Annotated in this window: 21 protein-coding genes; 10 read left to right on the top strand and 11 right to left on the bottom strand. The window is 70.1% G+C overall.

Going from position 1 to position 25579, the window contains the following annotated elements:
• Positions 1-95 precede the first annotated feature (95 nt).
• Complete coding sequence (locus ACFRAQ_RS19280; protein WP_379101351.1) at positions 96-1316, top strand: bifunctional 3,4-dihydroxy-2-butanone-4-phosphate synthase/GTP cyclohydrolase II; 1221 nt, start codon at positions 96-98, stop codon at positions 1314-1316.
• A 9-nt stretch (positions 1317-1325) separates the two neighbouring features.
• Here the strand turns inward: ACFRAQ_RS19280 and ACFRAQ_RS19275 are convergent, their stop codons facing one another.
• From ACFRAQ_RS19275 to ACFRAQ_RS19265, 3 genes are read right to left on the bottom strand one after another with little or no spacing between them, the layout of a single operon-like run.
• Positions 1326-2384 carry a hypothetical protein gene (locus ACFRAQ_RS19275; protein ID WP_379101349.1) on the bottom strand — a complete coding sequence of 353 codons (1059 nt, stop codon included), beginning with the start codon at positions 2382-2384 and terminating at the stop codon, positions 1326-1328.
• Between the two features lie 30 nt (positions 2385-2414).
• Positions 2415-3557, bottom strand: coding sequence for an erythromycin esterase family protein (locus ACFRAQ_RS19270; RefSeq protein ID WP_379101347.1), 1143 nt, complete (start codon positions 3555-3557; stop codon positions 2415-2417).
• Positions 3558-3574: 17 nt separating this feature from the next.
• Entirely contained in the window at positions 3575-4171 is a 597-nt protein-coding gene (locus ACFRAQ_RS19265) for a TetR/AcrR family transcriptional regulator (protein WP_379101345.1), read from the bottom strand.
• 54 nt (positions 4172-4225) lie between these two features.
• Here ACFRAQ_RS19265 and ACFRAQ_RS19260 point away from each other — a divergent pair, with 54 nt between their 5' ends.
• Positions 4226-5074, top strand: a complete 849-nt coding sequence (locus tag ACFRAQ_RS19260) for an alpha/beta fold hydrolase (protein ID WP_379101343.1) — start codon at positions 4226-4228, stop codon at positions 5072-5074.
• 80 nt (positions 5075-5154) lie between these two features.
• The gene (locus ACFRAQ_RS19255) at positions 5155-6087 is read left to right on the top strand and encodes an alpha/beta hydrolase fold domain-containing protein (RefSeq protein WP_379101341.1); all 933 of its coding nucleotides are present in this window, start codon (positions 5155-5157) and stop codon (positions 6085-6087) included.
• On the opposite strand, the gene ACFRAQ_RS19250 is transcribed toward ACFRAQ_RS19255, so the two are convergent.
• Positions 6078-6509 (bottom strand): MmcQ/YjbR family DNA-binding protein, encoded by a 432-nt coding sequence (locus ACFRAQ_RS19250; RefSeq protein ID WP_379101339.1) that lies wholly within the window; start codon positions 6507-6509, stop codon positions 6078-6080. The two genes, ACFRAQ_RS19255 and ACFRAQ_RS19250, sit on opposite strands and share 10 nt — an antisense overlap.
• A 99-nt stretch (positions 6510-6608) precedes the next feature.
• On the opposite strand from ACFRAQ_RS19250, the gene ACFRAQ_RS19245 reads away from it, so the two are divergent.
• Complete coding sequence (locus ACFRAQ_RS19245) at positions 6609-8912, top strand: ATP-binding protein (RefSeq protein WP_379101337.1); 2304 nt, start codon at positions 6609-6611, stop codon at positions 8910-8912.
• Positions 8913-8944: 32 nt separating this feature from the next.
• A complete protein-coding gene (locus ACFRAQ_RS19240; protein ID WP_379101335.1) occupies positions 8945-9574 on the top strand; it encodes a hypothetical protein in 630 nt (209 codons plus the stop codon).
• Here ACFRAQ_RS19240 and ACFRAQ_RS19235 read toward each other — a convergent pair whose 3' ends face one another.
• From ACFRAQ_RS19235 to ACFRAQ_RS19210, 6 genes are all read right to left on the bottom strand, one after another.
• A complete protein-coding gene (locus tag ACFRAQ_RS19235; protein ID WP_379101333.1) occupies positions 9575-10099 on the bottom strand; it encodes a DinB family protein in 525 nt (174 codons plus the stop codon).
• A 102-nt stretch (positions 10100-10201) separates the two neighbouring features.
• The gene (locus ACFRAQ_RS19230; protein WP_379101331.1) at positions 10202-11056 is read right to left on the bottom strand and encodes an alpha/beta fold hydrolase; all 855 of its coding nucleotides are present in this window, start codon (positions 11054-11056) and stop codon (positions 10202-10204) included.
• Positions 11056-12216: a 3-hydroxy-9,10-secoandrosta-1,3,5(10)-triene-9,17-dione monooxygenase oxygenase subunit gene (gene hsaA, locus ACFRAQ_RS19225; protein WP_357090110.1), complete on the bottom strand. Its 1161-nt coding sequence runs from the start codon at positions 12214-12216 to the stop codon at positions 11056-11058. The genes ACFRAQ_RS19230 and hsaA overlap by 1 nt, the downstream gene beginning before the upstream one ends.
• Before the next feature lie 171 nt (positions 12217-12387).
• Complete coding sequence (locus ACFRAQ_RS19220) at positions 12388-14208, bottom strand: alpha/beta hydrolase (protein WP_379101328.1); 1821 nt, start codon at positions 14206-14208, stop codon at positions 12388-12390.
• A gap of 299 nt (positions 14209-14507) precedes the next feature.
• Entirely contained in the window at positions 14508-15458 is a 951-nt protein-coding gene (locus ACFRAQ_RS19215; RefSeq protein ID WP_379101326.1) for a LysR family transcriptional regulator, read from the bottom strand.
• A gap of 104 nt (positions 15459-15562) precedes the next feature.
• Positions 15563-17071, bottom strand: a complete 1509-nt coding sequence (locus ACFRAQ_RS19210) for an FAD-dependent oxidoreductase (protein ID WP_379101324.1) — start codon at positions 17069-17071, stop codon at positions 15563-15565.
• A 166-nt stretch (positions 17072-17237) separates the two neighbouring features.
• Between ACFRAQ_RS19210 and ACFRAQ_RS19205 the strand changes: the two genes are divergently transcribed.
• The 5 genes from ACFRAQ_RS19205 to xylB all read left to right on the top strand — a co-directional run bounded on the left by ACFRAQ_RS19205 (position 17238) and on the right by xylB (position 24308).
• Positions 17238-19628 carry a PEP-utilizing enzyme gene (locus tag ACFRAQ_RS19205; protein WP_379101322.1) on the top strand — a complete coding sequence of 797 codons (2391 nt, stop codon included), beginning with the start codon at positions 17238-17240 and terminating at the stop codon, positions 19626-19628.
• A gap of 155 nt (positions 19629-19783) precedes the next feature.
• The gene (locus ACFRAQ_RS19200; RefSeq protein WP_379101320.1) at positions 19784-20689 is read left to right on the top strand and encodes a tyrosine-protein phosphatase; all 906 of its coding nucleotides are present in this window, start codon (positions 19784-19786) and stop codon (positions 20687-20689) included.
• Between the two features lie 103 nt (positions 20690-20792).
• Positions 20793-21797: a glycoside hydrolase family 172 protein gene (locus tag ACFRAQ_RS19195; RefSeq protein WP_379101318.1), complete on the top strand. Its 1005-nt coding sequence runs from the start codon at positions 20793-20795 to the stop codon at positions 21795-21797.
• A 101-nt stretch (positions 21798-21898) separates the two neighbouring features.
• Positions 21899-22906 (top strand): zinc-dependent alcohol dehydrogenase family protein, encoded by a 1008-nt coding sequence (locus ACFRAQ_RS19190; protein WP_379101316.1) that lies wholly within the window; start codon positions 21899-21901, stop codon positions 22904-22906.
• 13 nt (positions 22907-22919) lie between these two features.
• Entirely contained in the window at positions 22920-24308 is a 1389-nt protein-coding gene (gene xylB / locus ACFRAQ_RS19185; RefSeq protein ID WP_379101314.1) for a xylulokinase, read from the top strand.
• Here xylB and ACFRAQ_RS19180 read toward each other — a convergent pair.
• A complete protein-coding gene (locus tag ACFRAQ_RS19180; protein WP_379101312.1) occupies positions 24286-25578 on the bottom strand; it encodes an RNA-guided endonuclease InsQ/TnpB family protein in 1293 nt (430 codons plus the stop codon). The two genes, xylB and ACFRAQ_RS19180, sit on opposite strands and share 23 nt — an antisense overlap.
• Between the last annotated feature and the right edge of the window lies 1 nt (position 25579).

Genomic DNA, 25579 nt, shown 5'->3' with positions numbered 1-25579 from the left:
TCGATGTTCTCCGTCAGTCATATTTCTATTGGTAATAGGCCGCAAGCCCAAGTTCTGCAAGCCATCGTTCGTGCGGCCGGAGAGGTTGGTCGACGATGACCGGTGCACTGGACTCCATCGAGAGCGCGGTGGCGGCGGTGGCCCGCGGCGGCATGGTGCTGGTCGTGGACGACGAGAACCGCGAGAACGAGGGCGATCTGATCCTGGCCGCCGAACACGCGACCGCGGCGAACATCGCGTTCCTGGTGCGGCACACCAGCGGCGTCCTCTGCGTGCCCATGACCGGCGAGGACTGCGACCGGCTCGGGCTGCCGCCCATGACCGCGGTCAACGAGGATCCCAAGGGCACCGCGTACACCGTCTCCGTGGACGCCGTCACCGGTGTCAGCACGGGCATCTCCGCGGCGGACCGCGCGCACACCATGCGCCTGCTGGCCGATCCGCGCACCACCGCCGAACAGCTCTCCCGCCCGGGCCACGTGTTCCCCTTGCGCGCCAACGACCGTGGCGTGCTGGGCCGTCCGGGCCACACCGAGGCCGCCGTGGACCTCATGCGCCTGGCGGGGCTGCGGCCCGCCGGTGTCATCGCCGAGGTGGTCGATGACGACGGTGGTATGGCCCGGCTCCCCGATCTGCTGATCCTGGCGAAGGAATGGGACATCCCGCTGGTCTCCATCGCCGACCTGATCGAGTACCGGAAACGGTTGGAGCACGGCATCTCCCGCGAGGTCGAGACCCGGCTGCCCACCCGCTTCGGCGATTTCCGGGTCTACGGCTACGCCGACGCCCACACCGGCGCCGAACACCTGGCCCTGGTCCTGGGCGACCCGTCGGGCGAGAACGCCTTGGCCCGAGTGCATTCCGAATGCCTGACCGGTGACGCCTTCGGGTCGTTGCGCTGCGACTGCGGCGAACAGCTCGACGCCGCCCTGGAAGCGGTGGCCGCCGCGGGCCGCGGGGTCGTGGTCTACCTGCGTGGTCAGGAAGGCCGGGGCATCGGGCTGCTCAACAAGCTGCGCGCCTACGAACTACAGGACGGCGGGGCCGACACCGTGGACGCCAATGTCCGGCTCGGCCTGCCCATCGACGCCCGCGACTACCGGGCGGCCGCCCACATCCTGCGCGATCTGGGGGTGAATTCGGTTCGGCTGCTGAGCAACAACCCGGCCAAGCAGTCCGGGCTGCAGGCCCACGGCATCGCGGTGCACGCCCGGATCCCGCTGCAGACCCAGCCGACCGAGCACAATGTGCACTATCTGACCACCAAGCGGGATCGGATGAGCCACCTGCTGACCGACATTCCCGCGGTCGGCTAGCGACCGGGTTCAGTCGTCGTCCCGGCGGTGCTCGTCCCAGCGGAGCCCGAGCCGGAACGCCTGCAAAGCCGGTTTCGCCGGGGACACCCAGGCCTGAAAACGCAAGTCCGACGGGTACTTCACGCCCGAACGGCGGATCGCGGCCTTGGTCTCGGCCGCCATTTGCCGGGCCGCGCCGACACCGTGGTTGTACATCTGCCCGCGCGCGTGGTCGTCCTCGCGCACCTCGAGCCGGGACTGGGCGTTGGCGGCGAAGAAGCCCTGCGCGATCCAGTGCGGGCGATCGGCCAGGGTGATCACCCAGATCACGTGCGGGACAAGGGGATGCAGGACCGGCAGGTCCACGGTCAGCGACAGGAACAGGCGGTCGATGTGGTCCTCGAGCTCCTCGAGGGTGGCCGCGTCGGGCTCCTTGTCGCCCAGCGCCCCGATGTCCCAGGCGCGCGACTCGTCCGGCCACGCCAGCCAGCACTCCCCCGGCCAGTGGTCCTCATGGTATTCCCAGTCGAACTCCCGCTCGGTCTCGCGCGGGCCGCGCGGTTCGATCCGCAGGCTCACCTCGATCGGCCGGATCGACCGGCCCAACGTCACGATCTCCCCGCCGCGCCACCACATCGCCTGCGCGCCCGGGCCGCCGACCAGGTCCGGTTCGCCCAGGACGCCGACGCAGTCGGCCAGCGCGGTGGTGAACACGTGATCGACGACGGCCGACCCGCAGGGATACGACAGCACGAGCTGTGTGAACTCCCCGTACCCGAACCCCGGCGCGGTGGCCACCCGCCGGGTCTCGACGGCGACGAGTTCCGCGCCGTCCACGGCCGCGAAGACCAGCCCGGCCGCGTCGTCGCGGGTCGACTCCCAGGCCAATTTCGTATAGACCTCATCGATCTCGGCCCATGACCAGTCCGTGAGCTCGGTGGCCAGCAGCGCCGAGAGCGCTTCACCGAAGCCGCCCAGCTCCACTCGGCGACCGTAATTGCGCGCCCACCACTCGTTCGCCTCCGCATCGCGTTGCCGCCGTTGCTCTTCCGTCGGCTGCCGGAAGTCATCCCCAAGGTCTGCACTCACCGGCGCAGCGTATTCGACGACGGGGTGGTCTCAGGGCAGCCACCGCACAGCTGTTACCGCACGGATGTGTACGAGAAGGTCGAACGCCCGCGGCAGATCGCGAATCGCCAAGTGCTCGTCGGCATCCCGGACCGGGTCGTAGACGCCGCTGATCACCCGCAGCTTGGCCGGACCCGGGATCGGATCGGTGCGCAGATCCAGCCACAGCCGGTCCGGGCCCGCGGTCCCGAGCCGCGCGTCCAGGAAATCCGCTGCTGGAGCGGGGATCTCGGCCACGCCGACATCGCCGTGATGGAATCCGATCGCGACCGCCGCGTAGTCGCGGCCGAAATGCTCGCGCAGCACACCGCCCACACTGGCCGTCGCCTCCTGCCCCGCCGCCAGCCCGATCGCGGCGGCCCCGGCGGAGATGTGCGCGATGCCGTCCCAGTACACGGTGCGCGATCCGGTGCGCTGATGATGGCCGATGATCGTGGCCGCCCACCGCTCGGCGTCGCCGGCGAAACTCCCCCGGCCCGCGACGCTGTGCCGATGGAAATCCTCGATCAAAGCCATTCGGGCGCGGGCGGTCTCGCCGAGTTCCGGGATCGACGCCACCAGCGCCGACGCGTCGCGGGCATGGTCGAGGAAGAGGCGGCCCGGGTGGACGCCGCGGGCGCGCTGGACGTGTTCGTCGAGGGTGTGCGCGGTGCGGATGGGGTCCAGGTGCGCGGCCAGTTCGGCGGCGCGGTCCGGCGCGTGGGCCCGGACCTCGTCCAGGACGGTGTCGTAGTCCTCGGGCTTGGCCTGCACCGGCTTGACGCCGATGATGCCGACCGGATCGTCGGGGTGGGCCTGATTGAACTCCCGGATCCAGGTCAGGGCCTCCGCCATTTCCGCTGTGCGCCAAGGCCGCCAGGACAGGTCGAGGGCGGAGACGGCGGTGCCGGCGCCGGTGCGGACGTACGCGTCCAGGGTCGCGCCGACGTCGGCGCTGTCCTGCACGGCCAGGGTGCGGAAGCCGTGGCGCTCGACCAGGTTCCGGAAGATCGCGTCGCGCACGGCGAAGGTCTGGTGGGCGAAACGGGTGGACTCGCCGATGCCGACGACGACCGCGGGCGACAGCGACCGCGCGAGGGTCTCGGCGGTCGTGTCATCGAAGGGCGTGACGGCGAGAGTGGTTTCGGTCGACATGACCCCACCCTCCAACCTCAACCAATATTGATGTCAAGTAACTGGCTCACGCGGGCTCCCATCGCCCGTCCCGCCGCCAGCAACGGCTCGGTCGAGCGCAGGGTCCGGCTGAGCACGAAAGCGCCTTCCAGGGCGCACAACACGGCCACCATCAGCTCCCGGGCAGCGGCTTCGGTGAGGCCGCGCCGCACGAAATAGCTTGTCCCCTCATCGATCCAGGACCGCATGACGTCCGCGGCCACCTCACGGATCCCGGGTTCGCTGTCGGCCACCTCCCCGGCCACGGTCCCGACCGGGCACATGTTCATCCATCCGCTCTGCTCGATGGTCTCGGCGGCGGCGGTGAACGCGGCGGGCACGGCCTCGCGCAGATCCTCGTGCGCGTCCATGAGCAGCGGCAGCAACTGGATGTAGGCCGCACCCGAGGTGCGCAGCGCCTCCGCCGCGATGCCCGCCTTCCCCGCTGGGAAGTGGTGGTAGAGCGAGCCCATCGGGGCGCCCGAGGCCGCGGTGATCTGTTTGACGGTGATCGCGCTGTAGCCCTGGACGCGCATGAGCTCCGCGACGGCGGTGACCAGGCGATCCCGGGTGGTGGTTGACAGCTTCTCGTGCACCCGTCCAGACTAGAGCAAACGCACTAGAGCGTGTGCTCTAGAGGGGAGAAGGCGATGCCGACAGTCGAACTGAGCGTGGGCCAGGTGCACTACGCCGAACGCGGCGAGGGACCGGCGGTCGTGCTGCTGCACGGACTGCTGATGAATCACACGGTGTGGGACGAGGTGATCGGCAAGTTGCCCCCGGGCTTCCGATACGTCCTGCCGGATCTGCCGCTGGGCGCGCATCCCGAGCCGCTGCGCGCGGACGCCGACCTGAGCATGCGGGGGCTGAATCACCTGCTCGCGGAATTCCTCACCGCGCTGGATCTGCGCGATGTCACCCTGGTGCACAGCGATTGGGGCGGCGGCCTGTTCCTCACCGCGTACGGCCTCGACGAGCGGGTCGGGCGATTGATCGTGCTGCCCTGCGAGGCGTTCGACAACTTCCCGCCCGGACTGCCCGGCAAGACCGCCATCGTGGCGTGCGCACTGCCCGGCGGAGTCACGCTGGCGCTCAGGCAGTTACGGGTGTCGTGGCTGCGCGCCACCCCGGTGATGTTCGGCTGGATGGCGCGTCGCCCGATCGACGACGACCTGGTCCGCGGCTGGACCGAACCGGGCCTGCGGGACAAGCGGATTCGACGGGACCTGCTCGGCTACGCGCGCTCCCCGCGGTCGAAGGCCGAGTACATCGCGAACACCGAAGCGCTGCGCGACTTCCCCGGCGACGCCCTGATCCTGTGGTCGTCGGCGGGCAAGGTGATGCCGCGCGAGCACGGCCGCCGCCTGGCCGAGCTGATCCCCAAGGCCCGCCTGGTCGAACTCGACGACGCCTACGTCCTGTCGATGCTGGATCGCCCCGACGCCGTGGCCGAGGCCATGTCCGCCTTCCTGACCGGCGCCGTCATCGAGAACGGATAGGCCGGGCCGGGGTTTCGGTATCGTCGGCGGGAGCGGCCACACGACGCGGTGTGGGCACCAGAGAACCCCCGGAGGCGCGAATGCCCAGCCTGCTCAGCCGGATCGTGCCCTGGTATCTGCGGGCCACGCGCGCCAATCGCCCGTTCATCACCGCGGAGGGCGCGCGGGAACGCATCCGGGAGCGCACCCTGCGGCCGCTGCCCTACGGCCCGCCGCGCCGACTGCGCTCGGATGTCGAGGTCTCGGTGCTCCACGACTCGGTCCGGCCCGTCTACACGCTGACGTCGCGGTCCGGTCGCGCCCGCGGCAATGTCGTCTACGCCCACGGCGGGGGCTGGGTGAACGAGATCGCGCCGCAGCACTGGCGGCTGGCCGCGGAGATCGCGGCCCGCGCGGAAACCACTGTCACGCTTCCCATCTACCCGCTGATCCCCTTCGGAACCGCCGATCGGGTGATCCCGGCCTTCGCGGAGCTGGTGCTGGCCAACCGGGCCCGCTACGGCGAGGTGTGCCTGGCCGGTGATTCGGCGGGCGGGCAGATCTCGCTGTCGACCGCCCTGCTGTTGCGCGACGAGCACGAGGTGATCCTGCCGCGCACGGTGCTGATCTCCCCCGCCCTGGACCTGTCGATGAGCAATCCGGAGATCGCCGAGGTGCAGCCGAGCGACCCGTGGCTGGGCCGCCCCGGCGGCCTGGTGCTCGGCGAGCGCTGGAGCGGGCCGCTGTCCATCACCGACCCGCAGGTCAGCCCGCTGTTCGCGGACTTCACCGGGCTCGGGCCGCTGACCGTGTTCTGCGGCACCCGCGACATTCTCATGCCGGATGCGCGGCTGCTGGTCGGCAAGGCCCGGGCCGCGGGCGTGGCGGTCGACTATCACGAGGCCGCGGATCTGGTGCACGTCTATCCGCTGACGCCGACCCCGGAAGGCCGTGCGGCACAGGCCGTCCTGATCGCGAGTCTGCGTGCGGCGCTGACCCGGCCGAACGGCGCGGAGCCGTCGGCTCAGCCCTGAGCGGCGGGCCCGTTCTCGGCCAGCCACCTGCGGGCACGGGTGGCCGAGGCGCGTGAAAGCCAGGCGTCCTGCACGACTTCGGCGAGTTCGCCCAGGGTCAGTTCGGGAATTCGGCTGCCACGCACCAGAACCGACAGGTGTCCCCGGAAGTGCGGCGTGGTGAAGAACGGTGAGCCGGGATCCTGCGTCAGGGCCAGTTTGTCGTCCTCGGACGGCACCCAGATGATGATGACGTCGTCGTAGCGCTCCCCCGTGTCCGGGTCGGCGGCGTCGGGGCGTGGGGTGCGGAAATAGACGAAGGACTTGCGGCCCACCTGATAGACCGGGTTGCCCGCGGGCCCGTGCTCGACGGAGACGTGCGGCATGGCCCCGGCCAGGTCGTGGACGTCGGCGAGGCGGGCGCGGCGGCTTCTGCTCGGCACCCGGTCGAGTGTATCGCCGCGCACACCGAGGGCGCCCGTGAGCTGGGTTTATGCGTGCCTGCTGGCCTTGAATGCGGCAAATCACATAGGTTGGACCCCATGGCGCGGCGTGTCAATGGAAACCTCCCTGAAGAGGTCACTTCATTCGTCGGCCGTCGCGAAGAACTGGCTACCGCGAAACGTCTGCTGCCGACCACCCGGGTGCTGACCCTGCTGGGCCCCGGCGGCATGGGCAAGACCCGTCTGTCGCGGCAGATCGGGCACCTGGTGGCGCGGGCGTTCCCCGACGGGGTGTGGCTGGTGGAGCTGGCCGACGTGCAGGATCCTGCCCTGGTCACGCTGAGTGTCACCGAGGCCCTGAACCTACGCGACGAGTCCACGGCGCCGCTGCCCCGGCTCACCGAATTCCTGGCCGACAAGCGGCTGCTGCTGATTCTGGACAACTGTGAGCATCTGATCGAGGCGTGCGCCGCGCTGGTCGGCCGGATCATCGCCACCACCCCCGATGTGCGGGTGCTGGCCACCAGCCGCGAGGTGCTCGGCATCCCCGGCGAACAGGTGATGCCGGTGCCGCCGCTGACCGTGCCCGACACCCTGGGCGAGGACGGCGACGCGCTGCAACTGTTCATCGAGCGGGCCACCGCAGCCAACCCGGGCTTCGAGGCCACCCCCGCCAATCGGGCGGTGCTCGCCGAGATCTGCCGCCGCCTCGAGGGCATGCCGCTAGCGCTGGAACTCGCCGCGCTGCGACTGCGCATGTTCACCCCCGAGCAGATCCGCGACCGCCTCGACGACACCATCGGGCTGCTCAGCGCCGGGCCGCGCACCGCGCCGCAACGGCAGCAGACCATCGAGGGTGCGATCCGCTGGAGCTACGACCTGTGCACCACCGCCGAACAGACGCTGTGGGAACAGCTTTCGGTGTTCGCGGGCGGCTTCGACATCGACGCCGCGGAAGCGGTGTGCGAGCTGGCGCCGGGCGCGCTCATCGAGGCGCTCACCGGGCTGGTCGACAAGTCGGTGGTGATGCTGCGCTTCGACGGCGACGTGGCCCGGTACTCGATGCTGGAGCCGATCCGCCAGTTCGCCGCCGACCGGCTCGCCGAACGCGGTACGGCGCAGGAGGTTCGGGCCCGGCACCGCGAGCACTACCGGCGGCTGGCCATGCAGGGGCAGACCGCGTACTGGACCTCCGCCGATGTGGCGTGGTTCCGCGAACTGAGCCGCGAGCACGCGAATCTGCGTGCGGCACTGCGGTCGGGCCTCGAGGACGACCCCTTGCGCACCATGGCCACGGTGACGGTGCTGCGGCCGTTCTGGGAGCACAACCGGTTCCTGTCCGAGGGCTACCGCTGGCTCACCGACTCGCTCACCCGCAACCCCGAGCGCACCGCCGAACGCGCCAAGGCGCTGTCCTCGGCCGCCTCACTGGCCGCCCTGCTGGGCGATCAGGAGTCGGCGGCGCGGCTGGTGACCGAGTGCATGGAACTGGCCGCCACCCTCGACGATGACGACATCCTCGCCGAGGTGGCGCTGGACCGGTCGCTGCTGGCCTTCGCCAGCGACCGCGAACGTTCGCTGGAACTGGGCCGCAGCGCCATCGAACTGGCGGCCGAGACCGGGCAGAACGCGATCGAGATGGACTCGCACGCCTTCTCTTTCATGGCGGCGATGGTCCTGGAGGCGCCCGGCCGCACCGAACTGGCGGAGCGGTTCCTGGAACTCACCACCGACTCCGGTTCGCATCTGCTGGGCGGGCTGGCGCTGTGGACGGTCGGCATCGACCACTGGCGGCGCGGCGAACTCGAGGCGGCCGCCGAATTCCACGGCCGCGCCATCGAGCAGCTGGCCCTGTTCGAGCGCTGCATCTGGCTGTCGTCGGCCTTCGAGGGCCTGGCCTGGACGGTCTCGGCGGGCGGCGACCACGAGCGGGCCGCGCGGCTGCTGGGCGCTGCGGAGTCCTTGCAGCGCAGCACCATCCGGCTGGCGCACACCATCACGGTCGCGGTCGGCGAGAAGGAGCGGCTCAAGGTCCGCGAGGCCCTGGGCGAGGAAGCCTTCCGCACCGCGTTCGGCGCCGGCGCGAGCCTGCCGCTGAGCGAGGCCATCGACTACGCGCTCGGCCACACCGCCGCGCCGGAGCCCGAACCGGTCACCGCACCGCCCGCGCTCAAGCGCCCCGCCCGCTCCGTGACGGCGACGCTGTCGGAGACCAATGTGCTGACCCGCCGTCAGAAGGACGTGGCCCGCCTGGTGGCGGCCGGGCACAGCAACAAGAAGATCGCCGCCGACCTGGTCATCTCGGTGCGCACCGCCGAGACCCATGTCGAACACATCCTCACCAAGCTCGGCCTGACCTCCCGCACCCAGCTGGCGGCCTGGGCCCACGAACACGACCTGTAGGTCCCGACCACCATTCCGGAGGACTTGCTCGCATGACGACCATCGACGACTACCGCCGGACCCGCGAAAGCCTGCACGCGGTGGCAGAACAACTGCTGGCCGGACCGGAATACTCGCGCAGCAAGACGATTCGGCTGATCCCGGTGCCCGGCGGATTCGCCACGGTGCGGGAGCCACGACTCGCGGTGCGCGCCGATGTCCTCCTGCTCGACGACCTGCCGATCGGGAAGATCGACGGCGCGACGATCGCGGAGCTGGCCGCCGCGGCGGGTGTCGAACCCGGGATGCCGGAGGGCGTGTACGCGAGCCGCACGACGTTCGATCCGGACGCGCCCCTGTTCGTCGACGCCCGGCAGTCCCGGATCCTCACCAGCGCTTACGGACTCGGCGATGACGCCCTGCGCGCCCTGGCCCCCGACCGCACGCCGGTGCTGTGGCCCGAGCATTTCGATCTCGGGATCGACATCGACGAAGTCAATTACGGCGTCTCGCCCGGCGACGGCCTGATCGGCGAGCCCTACGCCTATGTGGGCCCGTGGCGGCCGCGCACCGGCGACTTCTGGAACCAGTCCTTCGGCGCGTCCCGCACCATCGCCGAACTCGGCGACCTGGACGCGCTCACCGAGTTCTTCCGGGAAGGCCGCCGCCGAGCCGCGGAGTGATCACTGGTAGCCGGTGGCCCCGTCGATGCGTTCGCGCAACAGGTCGGCGTGCCCGGCGTGCCGACCGTACTCCTCGATCATGTGCAGGTAGATCCAGCGCAGGGACAGGTCCTTGCCGGTGCGGGGGTGCGGGGCGGTGTGGTCGAGGGCCAGGTCGGTGACGGCCTTGTCGCACAAGGTCAGTTCCTCGACGAACCGGGCGTAGTCGGCTTCGGCCCGCTCGGGGTCGGTGTCGTCGAAGTCGCCGTCACGATTGATCTCGTCGGAGTAGATATAGGCCAGGTCCTCGCCCGCCGCGCGCATGCGGAACCAGCCGCGTTCCACCTCGGTCATGTGCCGGATCAGGCCCAGCAGGGACATGGTGGACGGCTCCACGCTGCGGGTGGCGAGCTGAGCGCCGGTGAGGCCCTGGCATTTCCACAGCAGGATCTCTCGCCCGCGGGTGAGCAGGGAATGCAGCATGGCGCGCTCGTCGCCGGCCAGCAGCTGCTGCGAACGGGTGACCTCGGGGGCAGTCCACGTCATGGTCGGACTCTAGCGCCGGGCCCGAATCCGGGAAAACGAATTCGGGGGGCGGGCGGCACCCATGAGGTACCGCCCACCCCCCGAATCACGGGAAACCGCTTGCTACAAGCCGTTGTTCAGGAAGTCGATCACCGAACGCTCGAACGCGTCCTTGCGCTCCACCATGACCCAGTGGCCGCAGCGGGCGAAGGTGCGCAGGTCCGCGTTGGGGATCTGCCGGGCCGCGAAGAGCGAGCCCTCCACCGGGGTGACCCGGTCGTCACGGCCCCACAGGATCAGCACTTCCTGCTTGATTCCCTTGAGCCGCGCCCACAGCGGAACCGGCTCGGCCAGCTTCGGGTTGTAGAAGGTGGCGTAGGCGTCGCGCAGGGCGGCTTGGCCCTTCGGGTCGGCGGCGGCCTTCAGGCGTTTGGCGACGAGTTCCTCGGTGAGGGTGGCCGGGTTGGAGACCATGGCCCGCAGGAAGCCCATGGCCTTTTCGTCGCTGGGGTTCATGTTGAACTCCATGAGCCGGTTGATGCCCTCGGACGGTTCGGGTCCCAGGATGTTCACCCCGACCCCGCCCGGGGCCATCAGCACCACGCGGTCCACGCGGCCCGGGTGCTCGAGCGCGAGCAGGGTCGCGACCGTGCCGCCCATGGAATTGCCGAGCACGTGCGCCTGCTCCAGACCCAGCTCGTCGAGCAGGCCGATCACCGCGTCGGCGGCGATGCGCAGGTAGTTGCGCTCGTACACCTCCGGACGACCGCTCTCGCCGAAGCCCGGCTGATCCAGGATCAGGCAGCGGAAGTGCTGGGCCAGCACCGGCAGGTTCTCACCGAAGTTTGCCCAGCCGGAGACACCCGCGCCGGAGCCGTGCAACAGCACCAGCGCCGGGCCCTCGCCGGCCTCGTGATAGCGGAGCTTGTGACCGTCGACGGTCACCCACCTGGTGGTGCTCTCCGCGGTGAGGGTCATCAGAGCATCCGATCCGCGACCTCGAGGCCCATCGCGCCCTTGCCGTACATGGCCAGCGCGCGCTCCACGTCGTTGATCACGTGCACGCTGCCCGCGTGGGCGTCGCGCCAGTTGCGCTCGATGATGTTCGGCTGGCGGATGGCGTGGCCGCCGGAGTTCTTGAACAGCAGGTCGATCGCCTCGAGCGCGCGCTCGGTGCCGCGGACCTGGTCACGGCGGGTGGCCAGCCGCAGCTCGAACGGGATCTCCTCACCGGCCTGCGCGTAGCGCAGCTGCTCGGACATGTTGCGTTCCATCTGGAGCACCGCGGCGTCGATTTCCGAAGCGGCGCGGGCGATCCGGACGTGGGCGAAGGGATCCTCGGAGACCTTCTGGCCGCCGTAGGACAGCCGCACGCGCTCGCGCTGACGCTCGATGTGCGCGTCGTAGGCGCCCTGCGCCGCACCGATGATCGGGGCGGTGATGGTGTTGGAGAACAGCGCGCCGAACGAGATCTTGTACAGCGGGTTGGTGTTCACCGCCTGGCCGGGGCCGATCAGGTTGGCCTGATCCGCGGCCGAGTAGGCGCGATAGGCCGGGACGAACGCCTTCTCGATGACGATGTCGTTGGAGCCGGTGCCCGCCAGGCCCGACACGTTCCAGGTGTCCTCGATGCGGTAGTCGGTGCGCGGCACCAGGACCGTGTAGTAGTCCATGCCGGTCGCGGTCGGCACCAGCGCACCCAGGAACACCCACTGGCCGTGGTCGCAGCCGGAGGAGAACTGCCAGCGGCCCGACAGCTCGTAGCCGCCGTCGACGACGGTCAGCTTGCCGGTCGGCGCGTAGGAGGAGGACACCAGGGTGTCGGGGTTCTCGGCCCACACGTCCTGCTGCGCCTGGTCCTCGAACAGGGCCAGCTGCCACGGGTGCGCGCCCAGCACCGAGGACACCCATGCGGTGGACGGGCACACGGTGCCGATCGCGCGGATCACCTCGTAGAAGGCGACCGGGGACTCCTCCATGCCACCGAAGCGGGCCGGCTGCAGCATGCGGAACACACCGGCCTCGGTGAGCTCGGCGATGCTGGCGTCGGGCACCCGCCGCTGCTCTTCGGCCTGAACCGCGCGTTCCCGGATCGCGGGCAGCAGATCGCGGACCCGATCGAGCACCTTGTTAGTCATGCGGGCGTTCCTCCTCGTGCAGAGTTTCCTGCCATCGAAGTTATGACCAACACACTGTTTCGAACCGAAATAGTCCCGATCATCGGAACATCGGTTCCGGAGACAAGAGTAGTGCCGGGCCCGCTGTGAGCAGGGGCCCGGCGGACACCCGGGGTGGGAGCCCCACCGGATCTACTTGTGGGCGTACTCCCAGGTGATGTCCTCGTCGAGGGCCTTTCGGATGGCGGCGTCGAGGCCGGGGTTCCAGTCGGTCGGCTGGGCGACGGCGACCCAGCCGTCGAGGACCAGGTCGCCGTAGCGGTGGCCGTGGCCCGAGGGCACGCCCTGGGCGTTGGCGAGGTCGGCGCTGATCTGCCAGAAGGTGACGATGGGCCACCAGCGGATGGATTTGGAGACGTCCTTGCCGCGCGGTTCCTTCAGCCAATCCGGTTGGGTGAACAGCAGATCCGGCGACCACCACACGATGGGGTCGGAGGCGTGTTGCAGGTAGACCACGCGCGGGTCGATCCACTGGCGGTCGGGGCGGCCGAGATCCGGTGCGGTGGCGGCGAAGCGGACGATGAGGCCGTCGGCGTAGATCGGCAGAATCTCCGGCGTCCCCACGTCGCGGCGCTGCTCGATCTGGCTCCAGATGCGATTCGAGTTGGGCGGGCCCACCCACAGCACGCCGTCCACCAGGCTGCGGATGTCGTCGAGTCCGGAGAACGCGCCCTCGGAGCCCTGCGAGCCCAGGCTCTCGCCGTAGACCAGCAGTTTCGGCCGGTGCTCCGGGGGCAGCTGGGCCCACCGCTCATGGACGGCGTGGATGACCAGTCGCCCGGACTCGGTGGCCTTCTCGCGGTCGGACAGGAACGACAGCACGCTGGGCAGATACGAGTACTGGGTGGCGGCGATGGCGCTGTCACCGCCGTACATGTACTCGATCGAGGAGGCGGTGGTGGAGTCCACCCAGCCGGTGCCGGTGGTGGTCACCACGACCAGCACCTTGCGGTCGAAGGCGTGGGTGCGGTCGAGTTCACGCACCACCAGGGCGGCGATGTCCTCGGGCTGCTGCGCCGAGTCCAGGCCCGCGTACACCCGAATCGGTTCGCGCGCGGGCTTTCCCGTGACCTGCGCGATCCGCTCGGCGGTCGGCGCGGTCGCCACGAACCAGCGGCCCTCCGAACCGAGGGTGTCCCATCCGGCCAGAGACTGTGGGCTGCCGGACCTTTCGGGCAGCTGCGGCTGCACGGCGCTCTCCGAGGTCTTGCCGTTGCGCAGGCTGAACGCCGAATTGGCCGTGGCGAAGAAGGCTTTCGCCAGGACGCCCTGGAACAGCAGCACCGCCAGCACACCCACCACGACGACCGCGCCGGGGTAGGCGAGGCCGCGCGGAATGTGCCAGTCGATATTGAGCAACCGCACGATCAGCCGGATCAGCCACCGCACCACGCGGTACGCGGCGATCACCAGGGCGAGGGTGGCCGCGGCCACCAGTTCGGCGCGCAGGTAGCTCGACGTGGTGGTCGGTTCCATCCCCATCAGCGTTTCGAGGTCGCGCTGCCAGCGAGCCGACCGGGCCAGCACCAGCGCGGCGCCGACGATGGTGCCGACCAGGATCACGACTTTGCCGACGGCCCGGGTGGTTTCGCTCGGATTCCACAGTGTGGCCAGGCCCTCGGCGGAGTCGGGCAGCCGCGGCTGCACCCACTTCGCGAACGCCCACGCCAGCACACAGCCCACGCCGTAGCCGATGGCCGCGCTGATCCCGCAGACCAGACCCTCGAACAGCCAGGTCCGGGGCAGCAGGGAGGGCGACACCGCCCACAGGAAGAAGATCCACGCCACGATCAGGCCGGGATAGTTCGGGTTGATCGCGCGTTCCACGCGGGCGATGACCGCCCACACGCGAGACGGGAACGATCGGGTGTCCGGCTGCGCGTCGTCGGCGGGCTTCTCGTCAGCGGGCTTCTCGTCAGCGGGCTTGTCGAGGTCCTGACTGTCGGCCGTCATGTCTCCGAGTCTGGTCGCCTGGACTCGCCCGGGCCGCAGCGACACGCGCGGACGAAACCGGCGCCGACGGACGCCGGGGGCTCAAGCCGGTGTCCGGCGGCGCCGGGTATCCGAGATTCCCTCATCGGGTAATGAGGGTGCGCCTCATCGGGAACAATGAGGCGGCCACGAACCGCAGGGAGGTTCGCGGTGGACGACGCAGCCCCCCGCGTTGTCCGCCCACGTCTGGCAACAGTAAGGCGTTCCCCCAGCAAAGTGAAACAGCTATTCTTCGGTGATTGACAAGCGGCACTTGTCAATCAGAGGTGGGCGGGCAGCGTGCGATCCTCGAAATCGGGCCGTTCGAGCAGCTCGACCAGTTCCGGACGCGCGGCCCGGACCTCCCGCGCGATCTCGACGAACGAACGCACCAGCGGGGATTCGTGTTCCGCGGGCCAGGCGACGGTTACCTCGTTGCGCGGGGCATCGACAATCGGCAGCAACCGGACCCGCGGAAACGGCATCCAACGCGCCGAGGCGACGGTCAGCACCACGCCGACGCCCGCCGACACCTTGTGCAGTTCCTCCAGCAGCGATTTCGACCGCGACACCACCGGCGCGGGATTGCCGCCGCGGTGATCGTGCAACTCCCAGAACGCATTCCACACCGGATCGTCGTTGTCCGCGCCGAGCAGCGGCTGGTCCAGCAGGTCCCGCACCCGCACCTCGGGCAGTTCGGTCAGCGGATGCCCGGCGGGCACCAGCGCCACCAGCGGCTCGGAGAACAGCGGTTCGACGCGAATTCCGTCCGCGCGGAACGGAAGTCGTGCGAAGGCCACGTCCACGCTGCCGTCGGCCAGTCCGGCGGCGGGCTCCTCGTAGGTGAACTGCCGCATATCGACGGTCACGTCCGGATGCCGTTCCCGGAAGGCCGCCAGGATCGGCTCGGTGAGCGTCAGCGCCGCGCCCTCGAGGAACCCGAGCACCAGCCGGTCCGACTCGCGCCGCTGCGCCACCCGCGCCTGCTCGACCGCCAGGCCCAAGGTGGTCAGCGCACTGCGGACGCCCTCGAGCAGCGCCTCGCCCGCCGCGGTGAGCTCCACACTGCGCGTGGTCCGGATGAACAGCACCAGATCCAGGGCCTGCTCCAACTGCTTGATCTGCGCACTCAACCCCTGCTGCGCCACGTGCAGCCGCTGCGCGGCCCGCGTGAAACTCAGGTCCTCCGCCACCGCGACGAAATACCGCAACTGCCGCGAGTGCACATCCATAGCGAGCGAGTCTAGAACCAATCGGCGTGCCCGATCCCGGCTCTCGGCAATCAACTGGACCACCGACCATTTCCGTCGGGCCGAGGCGCCGGGCGGCGGATGGCTCAGGCGCGCCGGGCCGCGGCGGTGCCGGCGCGACGACCGAAGAAGGTGCCGTCGCCGAGGGAGGTTCCGGAGATGTAGCCGAAACCGTGCAGGCCATTGGCCGCCCGGCCCGCGGCGTACAGACCCGCGATCGGCTTGCCGTCGTGGTCGAGCACGTGTCCGTCGAGATCGGTGTGCAGACCGCCCAGGGTGAACACCGAGGCGCCGGTGCCGCGCCGGTCACCGGCCTCCGACGGCGGGCGGACCCCGGCCTTCACGTCGATGGCGGCCAGCGGCGGGGTGAGTTCCCGCAGCCAGCGCGCGGCCTTGTGGTGATCGAGATCCGCGCCCTGCCGGGCGAATTCGTTGTAGCGGCCGATGGCGGTGGTCAGCGACCCCGCGGGCAGGCCCGTGAGTTCCTCGAGCTCCTCGGCCGTCTCGGCGACGTGGGTGGGCCGCACGCCCCAGCGCTGGGGTTCGGGGACGTCCTCGAAGCCCTCCTCGTCGACGATGACCCACACCGCGGTGTCGTCGCCCGCCCAGCTGCCGCCCATGTTCTGGCGGTAGAGCGCATGCTGGCCGATCCGGCCCGGATAGGTGTCCTCGTTGACGAAACGGCGGCCCAGCGCGTTGACCACCATGCCGCGCACGGCCAGCCCCGGGATCAGCGACATGCCGACCTGCCCGGCGGACATGTGGCGCACGGCCGCGCCCAGCGCCTGGGCCATCCGGATGCCGGAGCCGTCGTCGGTGCCCGCGCTGACCTTGGTGTGGCCGAGCAGCTGCGGCGCGTGGGCGGCGAGCATGGCGTCGTTGTCGACGAAACCACCGGTGGTGAGCACGATTCCGCGCCGGGCGCGAATGGTGATCTCCTCGCCGTAGCGGCGCGCGACCGCGCCCACCACGACGCCGTCCTCATCGACGATGAGCGTGCTGACAGAGGTGTCGAATCGAGTGGTGGCCCCGGCGGCCTCGGCTGCGGCGGCCAGGCACTCCATGAGCAGCTTGCCGCCGAAGTCGTTGGCGGTGGGCCGGTGCCCCCGCGGGGCGGGGTGGGCCAGTTCGGTGAAGGGCCAGCTGTTCTCACCCAGCCACATCAGGCCGTCATCGGTCGGCGGCACCCAGGTGGGGGCGTCCCACATGGTCGGCTTGAACGGCACGCCGCGGTCGACCAGCCAGTGGAAGTGCTCGACGCTGCCCGCGCAGTACTCGTCGATCTTGGCGGCGTCCGCGCCCGCGCCGAGCGCGGCCTTCAGGAACGCGGCCATGGCCTCGGGGGTGTCGTCGAAGCCGCAGGCCACCTGGATCGGGGTGCCGCCACCGAGGTAGATCTCGCCGCCGGAGTTGGCCGACGCGCCGCCCGGGCCGCCCGCCCGGTCCACGATCAGCACCCGCGCGCCCGCGTGCGCGGCCTCGAAGGCCGCCGCGGCCCCGGCCGCGCCGTAGCCGACGATCAGCACATCGGTCTCGATGTCGTAGGGGCCCACCTCGCCGGCCGCCCGCGGCGTGACCGAATTCCGCACTGTCATGCCTCGACGGTGCCCGCTCCGACCGCCATTCCTTAGCGGTCCATCTTGCTGACCGATTCGCCGATCCCGTTCAACGGGACTGCGACCCGTCACACCCTCGTGCAATGGGGATGGTGTGTGAACGGCGTCACTGTGGTTGGGGACGCCTGCACGAGGAGGAGAGTCAATGCGGATTCTGGTCACCGGAGTCACCGAGCCGAGCGGCCGCGCCGTCGCGCGCATGCTGCTGGCCGCCGGCCACGAGGTATCCGGTCTGGACCGGCAGCGGCACCGCTACGTGGACTCGCGGGTCGAGGTGACCGTCGGCGACCTGTCCGACGCGCAGGTGTGCGCGCGGGCCGCGGCCGGGGCCGACGCGATCGTGCACCTGGCGGGCCCCGCGGTCGCGGCGATCGCGAAGGCGGCCCAGGAATCCGGCGCGCGCCTCGTGGTTCCCGTTGCGGCGGGCGCTGATTCGAGCGTCGAGAAGATCGTGGCCGGCTCCGGCGCCGACGCGCTCATCGTGCGCACCGCGCTGGTGGCGGGCCGCCGCGTCGATCACGGCGGCTGGCGCACCCTGGAGAGCCTGACCGCCGGCGGCAAGGGCAGCGTGCAGGTGCTGCACTACGACGACCTGGAGCGCTTCCTGGTGCTGGCGGCGCTGTCGCAGCGCGGCGGCGTGGTCGAGCTGGCCGCGCCCGGCGAGGTGTCCAGCGCCGAGGTCAAGCGCATCCTGTCCGAGGCGGGCGTGAAATACGGTGCGTGGCTGCCGAAGTCGTCGGCGACCCAGACCAAGGTCGACGCGAGCGCGGCCCGCGAGGAGTGGGGCTTCCGCTACGGCTGGAACGCCACCGAGGTCATCGCCGACACCGCGCGCGGCCTGCACGGCCGCAAGAGCGGCGGCTCCGGCTTCCGCAGCCGCCGCGGCGCGATCCCGCTGCCGACCCACGTGGTGCCGCAGAACGCCCCGACCTCCGACGGCTACCAGCTGACTTCCGCCGCCCCCGAGGGGCTTCAGGGCGAGTTCGACGACCTGGTCGACGACCGCATCCCGGTCTACACCGCCACCAACACCTCCGAGGCGCTGCCCGGCCCGCTCACCCCGCTCACCATCGACCTGCAGGCCGGGGCCATCCGCCTGGGCAACGAGGCGATGGGCCACATGATCGCCATCGAGGGGATCGCGCTCGAGCACTGGGTGTCCCGCGTGACCAGCGTGCTCGGCCACCACATGTACATCAACGCCTCCATCGGCGTCTTCTCGGCCGAGAACATGCCCGGCTGGGACGAGGAGAGCGTGCGCCGCGACGTCTACGGCACCATCGGCGACCTCGAGCTGCACCCCAAGGGCCGTCCCTCCATGCCGACCGGTATGGCCGCCCGCGCGGGCACCTTCAAGGCCATGGGCCGGGTCGCCTCGACCGCCCTGCAGTACAGCAAGACCGCCGAGCTGATCAATGCCGCCTCGCACGCGGAAGCGCTGAACCGCGACCAGATCTCCGAGCTCACCGACGAGCAGTTGCACGCCCGCGCCCTGCTCTGGCGCGACCGTCTCAACCAGGCGTGGCAGGCGGCCTCCATCGGCGTCATGATGACCGGCGCGGCCACCGCCGCCCACAAGGGCGAGGTCAAGATCGACCTGAACCGCCTGGAGTCGGCCAAGACCATGCTGGCCGTGGAGCGGCTGGCGGCCGTGTGCCGCAAGGACGCCGGACTGCAGGCGCTGGCCAAGACCGGTGACGTGGGCGCGGCCCGCGAGAAGTCGCCGGAGTTCTCCAAGGCCCTGGACCAGGAGCTGGCCACGATCGGCCACCGCGGTCCGGGCGAGTGCGAGCTCATCAACAGCACCTTCGGCGACCGTCCCGAACTGCTGGTCACCGCGGCCGGGCGGGCCGCGGAAATGCCCGCGCCGCACCGCGAGCCGGTGCCGGAGCCGACCAGCCGCACCGCCAAGATGGCCGTCGGCGCGACCGTCTACCGCGAGCGCGCCCGCGACGCCGTCGTCCGGGTCACCAACTGCCTGCGCCTGGCCACCCAGGAGCGCGCCGCGCGCCTGGTGAAGGCGGGCAAGCTCACCGAGATCGAGGACTCGGTGTTCCTGAACCTCGACGAGATCCTGTGGGCCCCGGCCGATCTGAAGGAGCGCGTGGCGCGCCGCCGGGACGAGCGCACCCGCTTCCAGGCTCTCCGCATGCCCGACGTGGTCAACGGCCCGTGGGAGCCGGAGGAGATCTCCGGCGCGATCGCGGTGGGCGAGACCATCACCGGTCTCGGCGTGAGCCCGGGCGTGGTGGAGGGCACCGTCAAGCGTGTGCTGACCCTCGACGACGACATCGAGCCGGGCGACATCCTGGTCGCCTCGGTGACCGACACCGGCCACACCGCCATGTTCGCCTACGCGGGCGCGGTGGTCACCGATATCGGCGGCGCGGCCTCGCACGCCGCCATCGTGGCCCGCGAGTTCGGCGTCCCCTGTGTGGTGGATGCCAAGACCGCCAGCACCGGCCTGCAGGACGGCCAGCGAGTCCGGGTGGACGGCGCGGCCGGGACCATCACGTTGCTGGCCGACGCCGAATAGGCGGGCCCGCAACCGAACCGCCTCGGGCGCGCCGCGCTCGCGTCCGAGGCCGGTCGGTCCACAACACAAACCAACCAGTCTCCTTCTTGCGCAGCAAAGCCCGGACCGGGGCATTGACCCCACGACCCGGTCCGTGATCGAAAGGAATACCCCCAGTGACGATCTCGCGCGCCGTACGCGGCACCCTGACCGGCGTAGCCGCAGCGCTCATCGCCATCACCCCGATCGCCGTCACCCCCGCGGTGGCCGCGCCGGTGCCGGTGCTGCAGACCCCCAAGGGCGTCTCGCTGAACCTGGCCACCGCGCCGAACGCCCGTGACCTGAGCGGCATCCCGCTCGGCGGCGGCGCGAAGACGAAGGTGGGCTCGGTCTACCGCTCCGATGCCCTGAACAAGCTCAGCGCCGGTGAGCAGCAGCAGCTGGTGTCGGCGGGCATCGCCGAGATCATCGACTTCCGCAGCCCGATCGAGCGCTCGCAGAACCCGGACAAGCTGCCGGCCTCCATCCCGGCCAAGTCGCTGCCGGTCTACGACCCGAACAACGACTTCTACCTGTTCTTCGCCAAGGCCGTGCAGGGCGGCCCCGAGGTCCAGCAGCAGCTGCTCGGCGACGGCAAGGGCAGCCAGTACATGATCGATTACTACAAGTGGCTGGTCACCGACGCCACCTCGCGTGGTCAGTTCTCGGCTGCGCTGAAGGAGATCGCGAACGCCAACGGCCCGGTGCTGTTCCACTGCACCGCCGGTAAGGACCGCACCGGCTGGATGTCGGCCATCCTGCTGACCGCCCTGGGCGCCAACAAGGGCCAGGTCTACAACGACTACCTGGACTCCAACGACAACCTGGCCGCCGCCAACAAGGCCACCCTCGACGGCCTGGTCCACGCCGGCCTGGTCACGGACCCGTCGCTGTTCGAGCCGGTCCTCGGTGTCGACCGCGCCTTCCTCGACTCCGCCTTCGACGCCGTCCAGGCCACCTTCGGTTCCTTCGACAACTTCCTGTCGCAGGGCCTGGGCATCGACGCCGCGACCCTCGCGACCCTGAAGTCGAAGCTGGCCTAGCAGTACCCCTGAATGCCGACGCCGGGTGTGGGACGGCGTCGGCATTCGCGTGTCCGCCCCATGTCCGCTTCCCACTGCCGATCTACATGCGAAAATACGCATGGTGCATGAGATCTGGCAGCTGGACGGGCGGCGCACCCGCTCGGTGAGCGCGGAGAACCCGACCGGTGAGCCCGGTCGGGGCGGCCGGGCCATCTCCGGGACCGGCGCGTTCGCGGCGGCGGGGCTGGGGCGGGGCTGGAAGGTCTCGCCGTCCATCGACCTGCGACCCGGCGAAACCGCCACGCTCGCCGACCTTTCCGGGCCCGGGGTGATCCGGCACCTGTGGCTCACCACCGATCGCACGCTGCTGCGCGATTTCACGCTCCAGATGTACTGGGACGACGCGCCGGAACCGGCCGTCGCGGTGCCGCTCGGCGACTTCTTCTGCAACGGCTGGGATCAGCTCGCGCTCGTCGACTCCGCCCTGATCGTGGTCGCGCCCGCGGGCGGTCTGAACAGCTACTGGCCCATGCCGTTCCACTCCCGCGCGCTGATCACCCTGCACAACGGGTCCGACCGGGCCGCGCCGGTGTACTACCAGATCACCTATCTGGAAGAGGACTTACCGGGCGCCGCCGGGTATCTGCACACCCGGTGGCGCTGCTCCGATCCGCTGGGCACGCCCGCGGAACATCCGATCGTCGAGATCGACGGCGGCCCCGGCCGGTATGCCGGCACATATCTGGCCGTGCAGCCGCGCGCCACCGGCTGGTGGGGCGAGGGCGAGCTCAAGTTCTATCTCGACGACGACACCGAATTCCCCACCCTCTGCGGCACCGGGACCGAGGACTATTTCGGCGGGGCCTGGAATTTCGACCTCGACGGCGCATATCGCCCCTACTCCACCGCCTATCTGGGCATGCCGCAGGTGCTGCCGCCGCATCGAATCTACGAGCCGCACCAGCGATTCGGCATGTACCGCTGGCACATTCCCGACCCCATCTGTTTCGAGTCCGGGTTGCGCGCCACCGTGCAGGCGCTGGGCTGGCGCGAGGACGGCCACTACCTACCGCTGGACCGAGCCCACGTGGCATCCACCGCCTTCTGGTATCAATCGCTCCCCTGATCCCCCGCATCTCCCGTAACGATTGTGGGACAGCAGAAAGAATGCGATTGCTATTGCGTAAAACGCGTCGAGCGCGTGGCACGCGGGTGCATGGTATTGCTATGCGTGCCTTGGTCGTCGAGAAGCCCGGACAGTTCTCGGTCGAATCGGTGCCGGATCCGCTACCCGGCACCGGTGAGGTCGTGATCCGGGTGGACGCTGTCGGGATATGCGGGACGGATATCCATATCGTCGAGGGCGAATTCCCGCCCACCCCCTATCCGATCGTGCCCGGACACGAATTCGCCGGGGAAGTGGTGGCGCTCGGCGCGGACGCGGCCGGGGTGCGGATCGGCGATCGGGTGGCGGTGGATCCGTCGTTGTTCTGCGGCCGCTGCCACTATTGCGCGATCGGGCGCGGGAATCTGTGCGAGAACTGGGGCGCCATCGGCGACACCGTGGACGGCGCCATGGCCGAGTACGTGAAAGTGCCCGCCGCCAACTGTTATCGGCTGCCCGGGCACGTGTCGCCCGCGCACGGCGCGCTGGTGGAACCGCTCTCGTGCGCGGTGCACGGATTCGATGGGCTGCCACGCCGACTCGGCTCGCACTATCTGATCTACGGAGCGGGCACCATGGGGCTGCTCATGCAGCAACTGGCCGCAGCGGCGGGCGCGGCCTCGGTGTCGATGGTGGACACCAATGCCGACCGGCTGGCCGTCGCCCGCACCCTGGGCGCGGACGCGGCCACCGTGTCGGCCGACGACATGGACCGGCCCGAGGGCTGGGAGATCGTGATCGATTGCAGCGGAACGGTGGCCGCGATCGAGGACGGGCTCTCGCGGGTGCGGCGCGGCGGCACCTATCTGCAGTTCGGGGTGGCCCCGGCGGCGGCGCGGGCCAGCGTCTCGCCGTTCCGGATCTACAACGACGAGATCACCATCGTCGGATCCATGGCGGTACTGCACAGTTTCGGCCGGGCGGTGGACCTGCTCGGCGAGGGCGTGATCGACGCGGACACCGTGATCACCCACGACTTCGCCCTCGAGGAATTCGGCGATGCCCTGCGGACCTTCCGCGCGGGCACCGGACGCAAGATCCAGCTGCATCCCGGACGGGCGGCACGATAGAGGGTGGTGGCCAATGGCGGTCGTTGCCGGAGTGGACTCCTCCACTCAGTCCTGCAAGATCGTGGTGTGCGACGCCGATACCGGAACGGTGTTGCGGCAGCGCCAGATTCCGCACCACGACGGCACCGAGGTGCCACCGGCCATGTGGTGGGAGGCGCTGCGCGCGGCCTGTGACCGCATGATGCGCGATGTCGAGGCCATCGCGGTGGCCGGGCAGCAGCACGGGCTGGTGGTGCTCGACGCCGCCGGGCATCCGGTGCGGGACGCGCTGCTGTGGAACGACACTCGCTCGGCGGAGGCGGCCAGTCAGCTGGTGGGCGAGCTGGGCGGGCCGCAGGCGTGGGCGGACGCGGTGGGCAGTGTGCCGCTGGCCGCGCACACCGTGGCCAAGCTGCGCTGGTTCGCCGACCACGAACCCGAACTGGCCGACCGGACGGTCCGGGTGCTGCTCCCCCACGACTACCTGACCTGGCAGCTGCGCGGCGGCGATCCGGCGACCGAGCCCACCACCGATCGCGGCGACGCCTCCGGCACCGGGTACTGGTCCCCGGCCGCCGGCGCCTACCGGACCGACCTGCTGACCATGGCCTTCCGCGGCCGCAGTCCCGCGCTGCCCCGGGTGCTCGCGCCCGCCGAGATCGCCGGGCACACGCCGGGCGGGCGGCTGGTGGCCGCGGGCACCGGCGACAACGCGGCCGCGGCCCTGGGACTGGGCATCGCGGACGGGGACGTGGTGGTGTCGCTGGGCACCAGCGGGACCGTGTTCACCCGGGCCGCGTCGCCCAGCGCCGATCCCTCCGGGGCGGTCAACGGGTTCGCCGACGCGACCGGCGCGTTCCTGCCGCTGGTCTGCACGCTCAATGCCGCCCGGGTCCTGGACGCGACGGCGGTCCTGCTCGGCACCGACGTGTCCGGGCTGGAAGTGCTGGCCGCGCAATCCCCCGCGGGCGCGGACGGTCTCACGCTGCTGCCCTATATCGCGGGCGAGCGCACCCCGAATCTGCCGCACGCCACCGGCAGCCTGCACGGCCTGCGCCCGCACACCATGCGGCCGCACCATCTGGCCCGCGCCGCCATCGAGGGCATGCTCTGCAATATCGCCGAGGCCCTGGACCGCCTGCCGACGGTCCCGCATCGAATCCTGTTGATCGGCGGCGCATCCCGCTCCCGCCTCATCGCCCACGCGGCCGCGACCATCTTCGGCCGCACCGTCACGGTCCCCAACCCGAGCGAGTACGTCGCCCTGGGCGCGGCCCGTCAAGCCGCCTGGGCGCTGCGCGGCGGCCCCCGCCCACCCCGCTGGCCCACCCCGCCGGGCACCGAATTCCACACCCTGGCAGCGGGAGTCGGCGCCGCCATCCGCCAGCGCTACACCGAGATCAGAGACACCTACTACCCTTGACGTCCTCCGCACCTTCAGAGGTGAAGATTCCTACCGTGCCTCGTGTGGCACCTCGGTGGGTTCCTGCTTCATCGGCAGGTGCCGGAACAGGTCGTCCCGGTCTTACCCGGCCTCCACCGACACCGCGTGGGTGTCGCCCAGTTGCCTGGGAGGCGTTTAGCCTCTCCGCCCGTCCGGCGGCGAGGATGTTCAGCGCGGCGTTCAGGTCACGGTTGTGATCTGAACCGCACACACACGTCCATTCCCGCACGTGCAGCGGTTTCGGCCCACTCACCCGTCCGCATGCCGAGCACATCTGTGACGATGGGTAGAACCGATCTACTCTGATGACGACGCGCCCATACCTGGCTGCCTTCTCTTCCAAAAGCCGGGTGAACTGGCCCCATCCCGCGTCGTGCACACTCTTGGCGAGCCGAGTCCTAGCCAATCCCCTCACACACAAGTCCTCCACATAGATCGCTTGGTTGTCGCGAATCAGCGTGGTGGTGTGCTTATGCAACCAATCGCGGCGGGCATCCCGCACACGAGCGTGAATCTTCGCCACCCGTACACGGGCTTTCGACCGATTCACCGATCCCTTCTGCTTCCGGCACAACGCCTGCTGCGCCCCTCGAAGGCGACGCTCAGCGCGCCGCAAGAACTTCGGCGATTCGATTGTCTTCCCGTCCGACATGACGGCGAACGTGGCGAGCCCCAGGTCGATACCCACGTCGGTAGGAAGCTCGGGCAACGGTTCATCGGCGACCTCCACGACGAACGACACGAAATACCGCCCGGCAGCGTCCTTGATCACGGTCACCGAGGACGGGTCGGATGGGAGGTATCTGGACCAACGCACCCGCACATCGCCAACCTTGGGAAGGCGCAGCTTCCCGCTGGGTGTGAGCTTGAAGCCGGCGTTGCGGGTGAATCGGATCGCCTGCCGATTGTCCTTCTTTGACCGATAGCGGGGCGGCCCCACTCGCGCACCGCCGCGTTGTCCGATGATCGATTGGAAGAAGTTGCGGTAGGCAGTGTTCAGGTCAGCGAGAGCCTGCTGCAGCACGACCGACGACACCCTCGACAGCCAGGCGCGTTCGGGAGTCTTCTTCATTTCGGTGAGAGCCTTCGACAGCGCCGCATCACTGATGTACGGGCGCCCGGCCGCGTGAGCGTCTCGGCGTGCCCGAAGTGCATCATTGAAAACAACTCGCGCACAACCAAACGCCCTAGCCAGAGCCAGCGTCTGGCCGAGTGTCGGATAGATGCGGAAGTTGTACCGCCGCTGCACA

This window comes from Nocardia sp. NPDC056611, assembly GCF_042792755.1.
In the GTDB taxonomy this organism is placed as follows: domain Bacteria; phylum Actinomycetota; class Actinomycetes; order Mycobacteriales; family Mycobacteriaceae; genus Nocardia.
This window is presented reverse-complemented; position numbering and strand designations above follow the sequence as displayed.

Bases quoted from the DNA above. Each gene is read 5' to 3' on its own strand.
- ACFRAQ_RS19280 (WP_379101351.1), top strand. From the start codon at position 96: ATGACCGGTGCACTGGACTCCATCGAGAGCGCGGTGGCGGCGGTGGCC.
- ACFRAQ_RS19270 (WP_379101347.1), bottom strand. From the start codon at position 3,557: ATGTCGACCGAAACCACTCTCGCCGTCACGCCCTTCGATGACACGACC.
- ACFRAQ_RS19260 (WP_379101343.1), top strand. From the start codon at position 4,226: ATGCCGACAGTCGAACTGAGCGTGGGCCAGGTGCACTACGCCGAACGC.
- ACFRAQ_RS19255 (WP_379101341.1), top strand. From the start codon at position 5,155: ATGCCCAGCCTGCTCAGCCGGATCGTGCCCTGGTATCTGCGGGCCACG.
- ACFRAQ_RS19245 (WP_379101337.1), top strand. From the start codon at position 6,609: ATGGCGCGGCGTGTCAATGGAAACCTCCCTGAAGAGGTCACTTCATTC.
- ACFRAQ_RS19240 (WP_379101335.1), top strand. From the start codon at position 8,945: ATGACGACCATCGACGACTACCGCCGGACCCGCGAAAGCCTGCACGCG.
- ACFRAQ_RS19235 (WP_379101333.1), bottom strand. From the start codon at position 10,099: ATGACGTGGACTGCCCCCGAGGTCACCCGTTCGCAGCAGCTGCTGGCC.
- ACFRAQ_RS19230 (WP_379101331.1), bottom strand. From the start codon at position 11,056: ATGACCCTCACCGCGGAGAGCACCACCAGGTGGGTGACCGTCGACGGT.
- hsaA (WP_357090110.1), bottom strand. From the start codon at position 12,216: ATGACTAACAAGGTGCTCGATCGGGTCCGCGATCTGCTGCCCGCGATC.
- ACFRAQ_RS19220 (WP_379101328.1), bottom strand. From the start codon at position 14,208: ATGACGGCCGACAGTCAGGACCTCGACAAGCCCGCTGACGAGAAGCCC.
- ACFRAQ_RS19215 (WP_379101326.1), bottom strand. From the start codon at position 15,458: ATGGATGTGCACTCGCGGCAGTTGCGGTATTTCGTCGCGGTGGCGGAG.
- ACFRAQ_RS19210 (WP_379101324.1), bottom strand. From the start codon at position 17,071: ATGACAGTGCGGAATTCGGTCACGCCGCGGGCGGCCGGCGAGGTGGGC.
- ACFRAQ_RS19205 (WP_379101322.1), top strand. From the start codon at position 17,238: ATGCGGATTCTGGTCACCGGAGTCACCGAGCCGAGCGGCCGCGCCGTC.
- ACFRAQ_RS19190 (WP_379101316.1), top strand. From the start codon at position 21,899: ATGCGTGCCTTGGTCGTCGAGAAGCCCGGACAGTTCTCGGTCGAATCG.
- xylB (WP_379101314.1), top strand. From the start codon at position 22,920: ATGGCGGTCGTTGCCGGAGTGGACTCCTCCACTCAGTCCTGCAAGATC.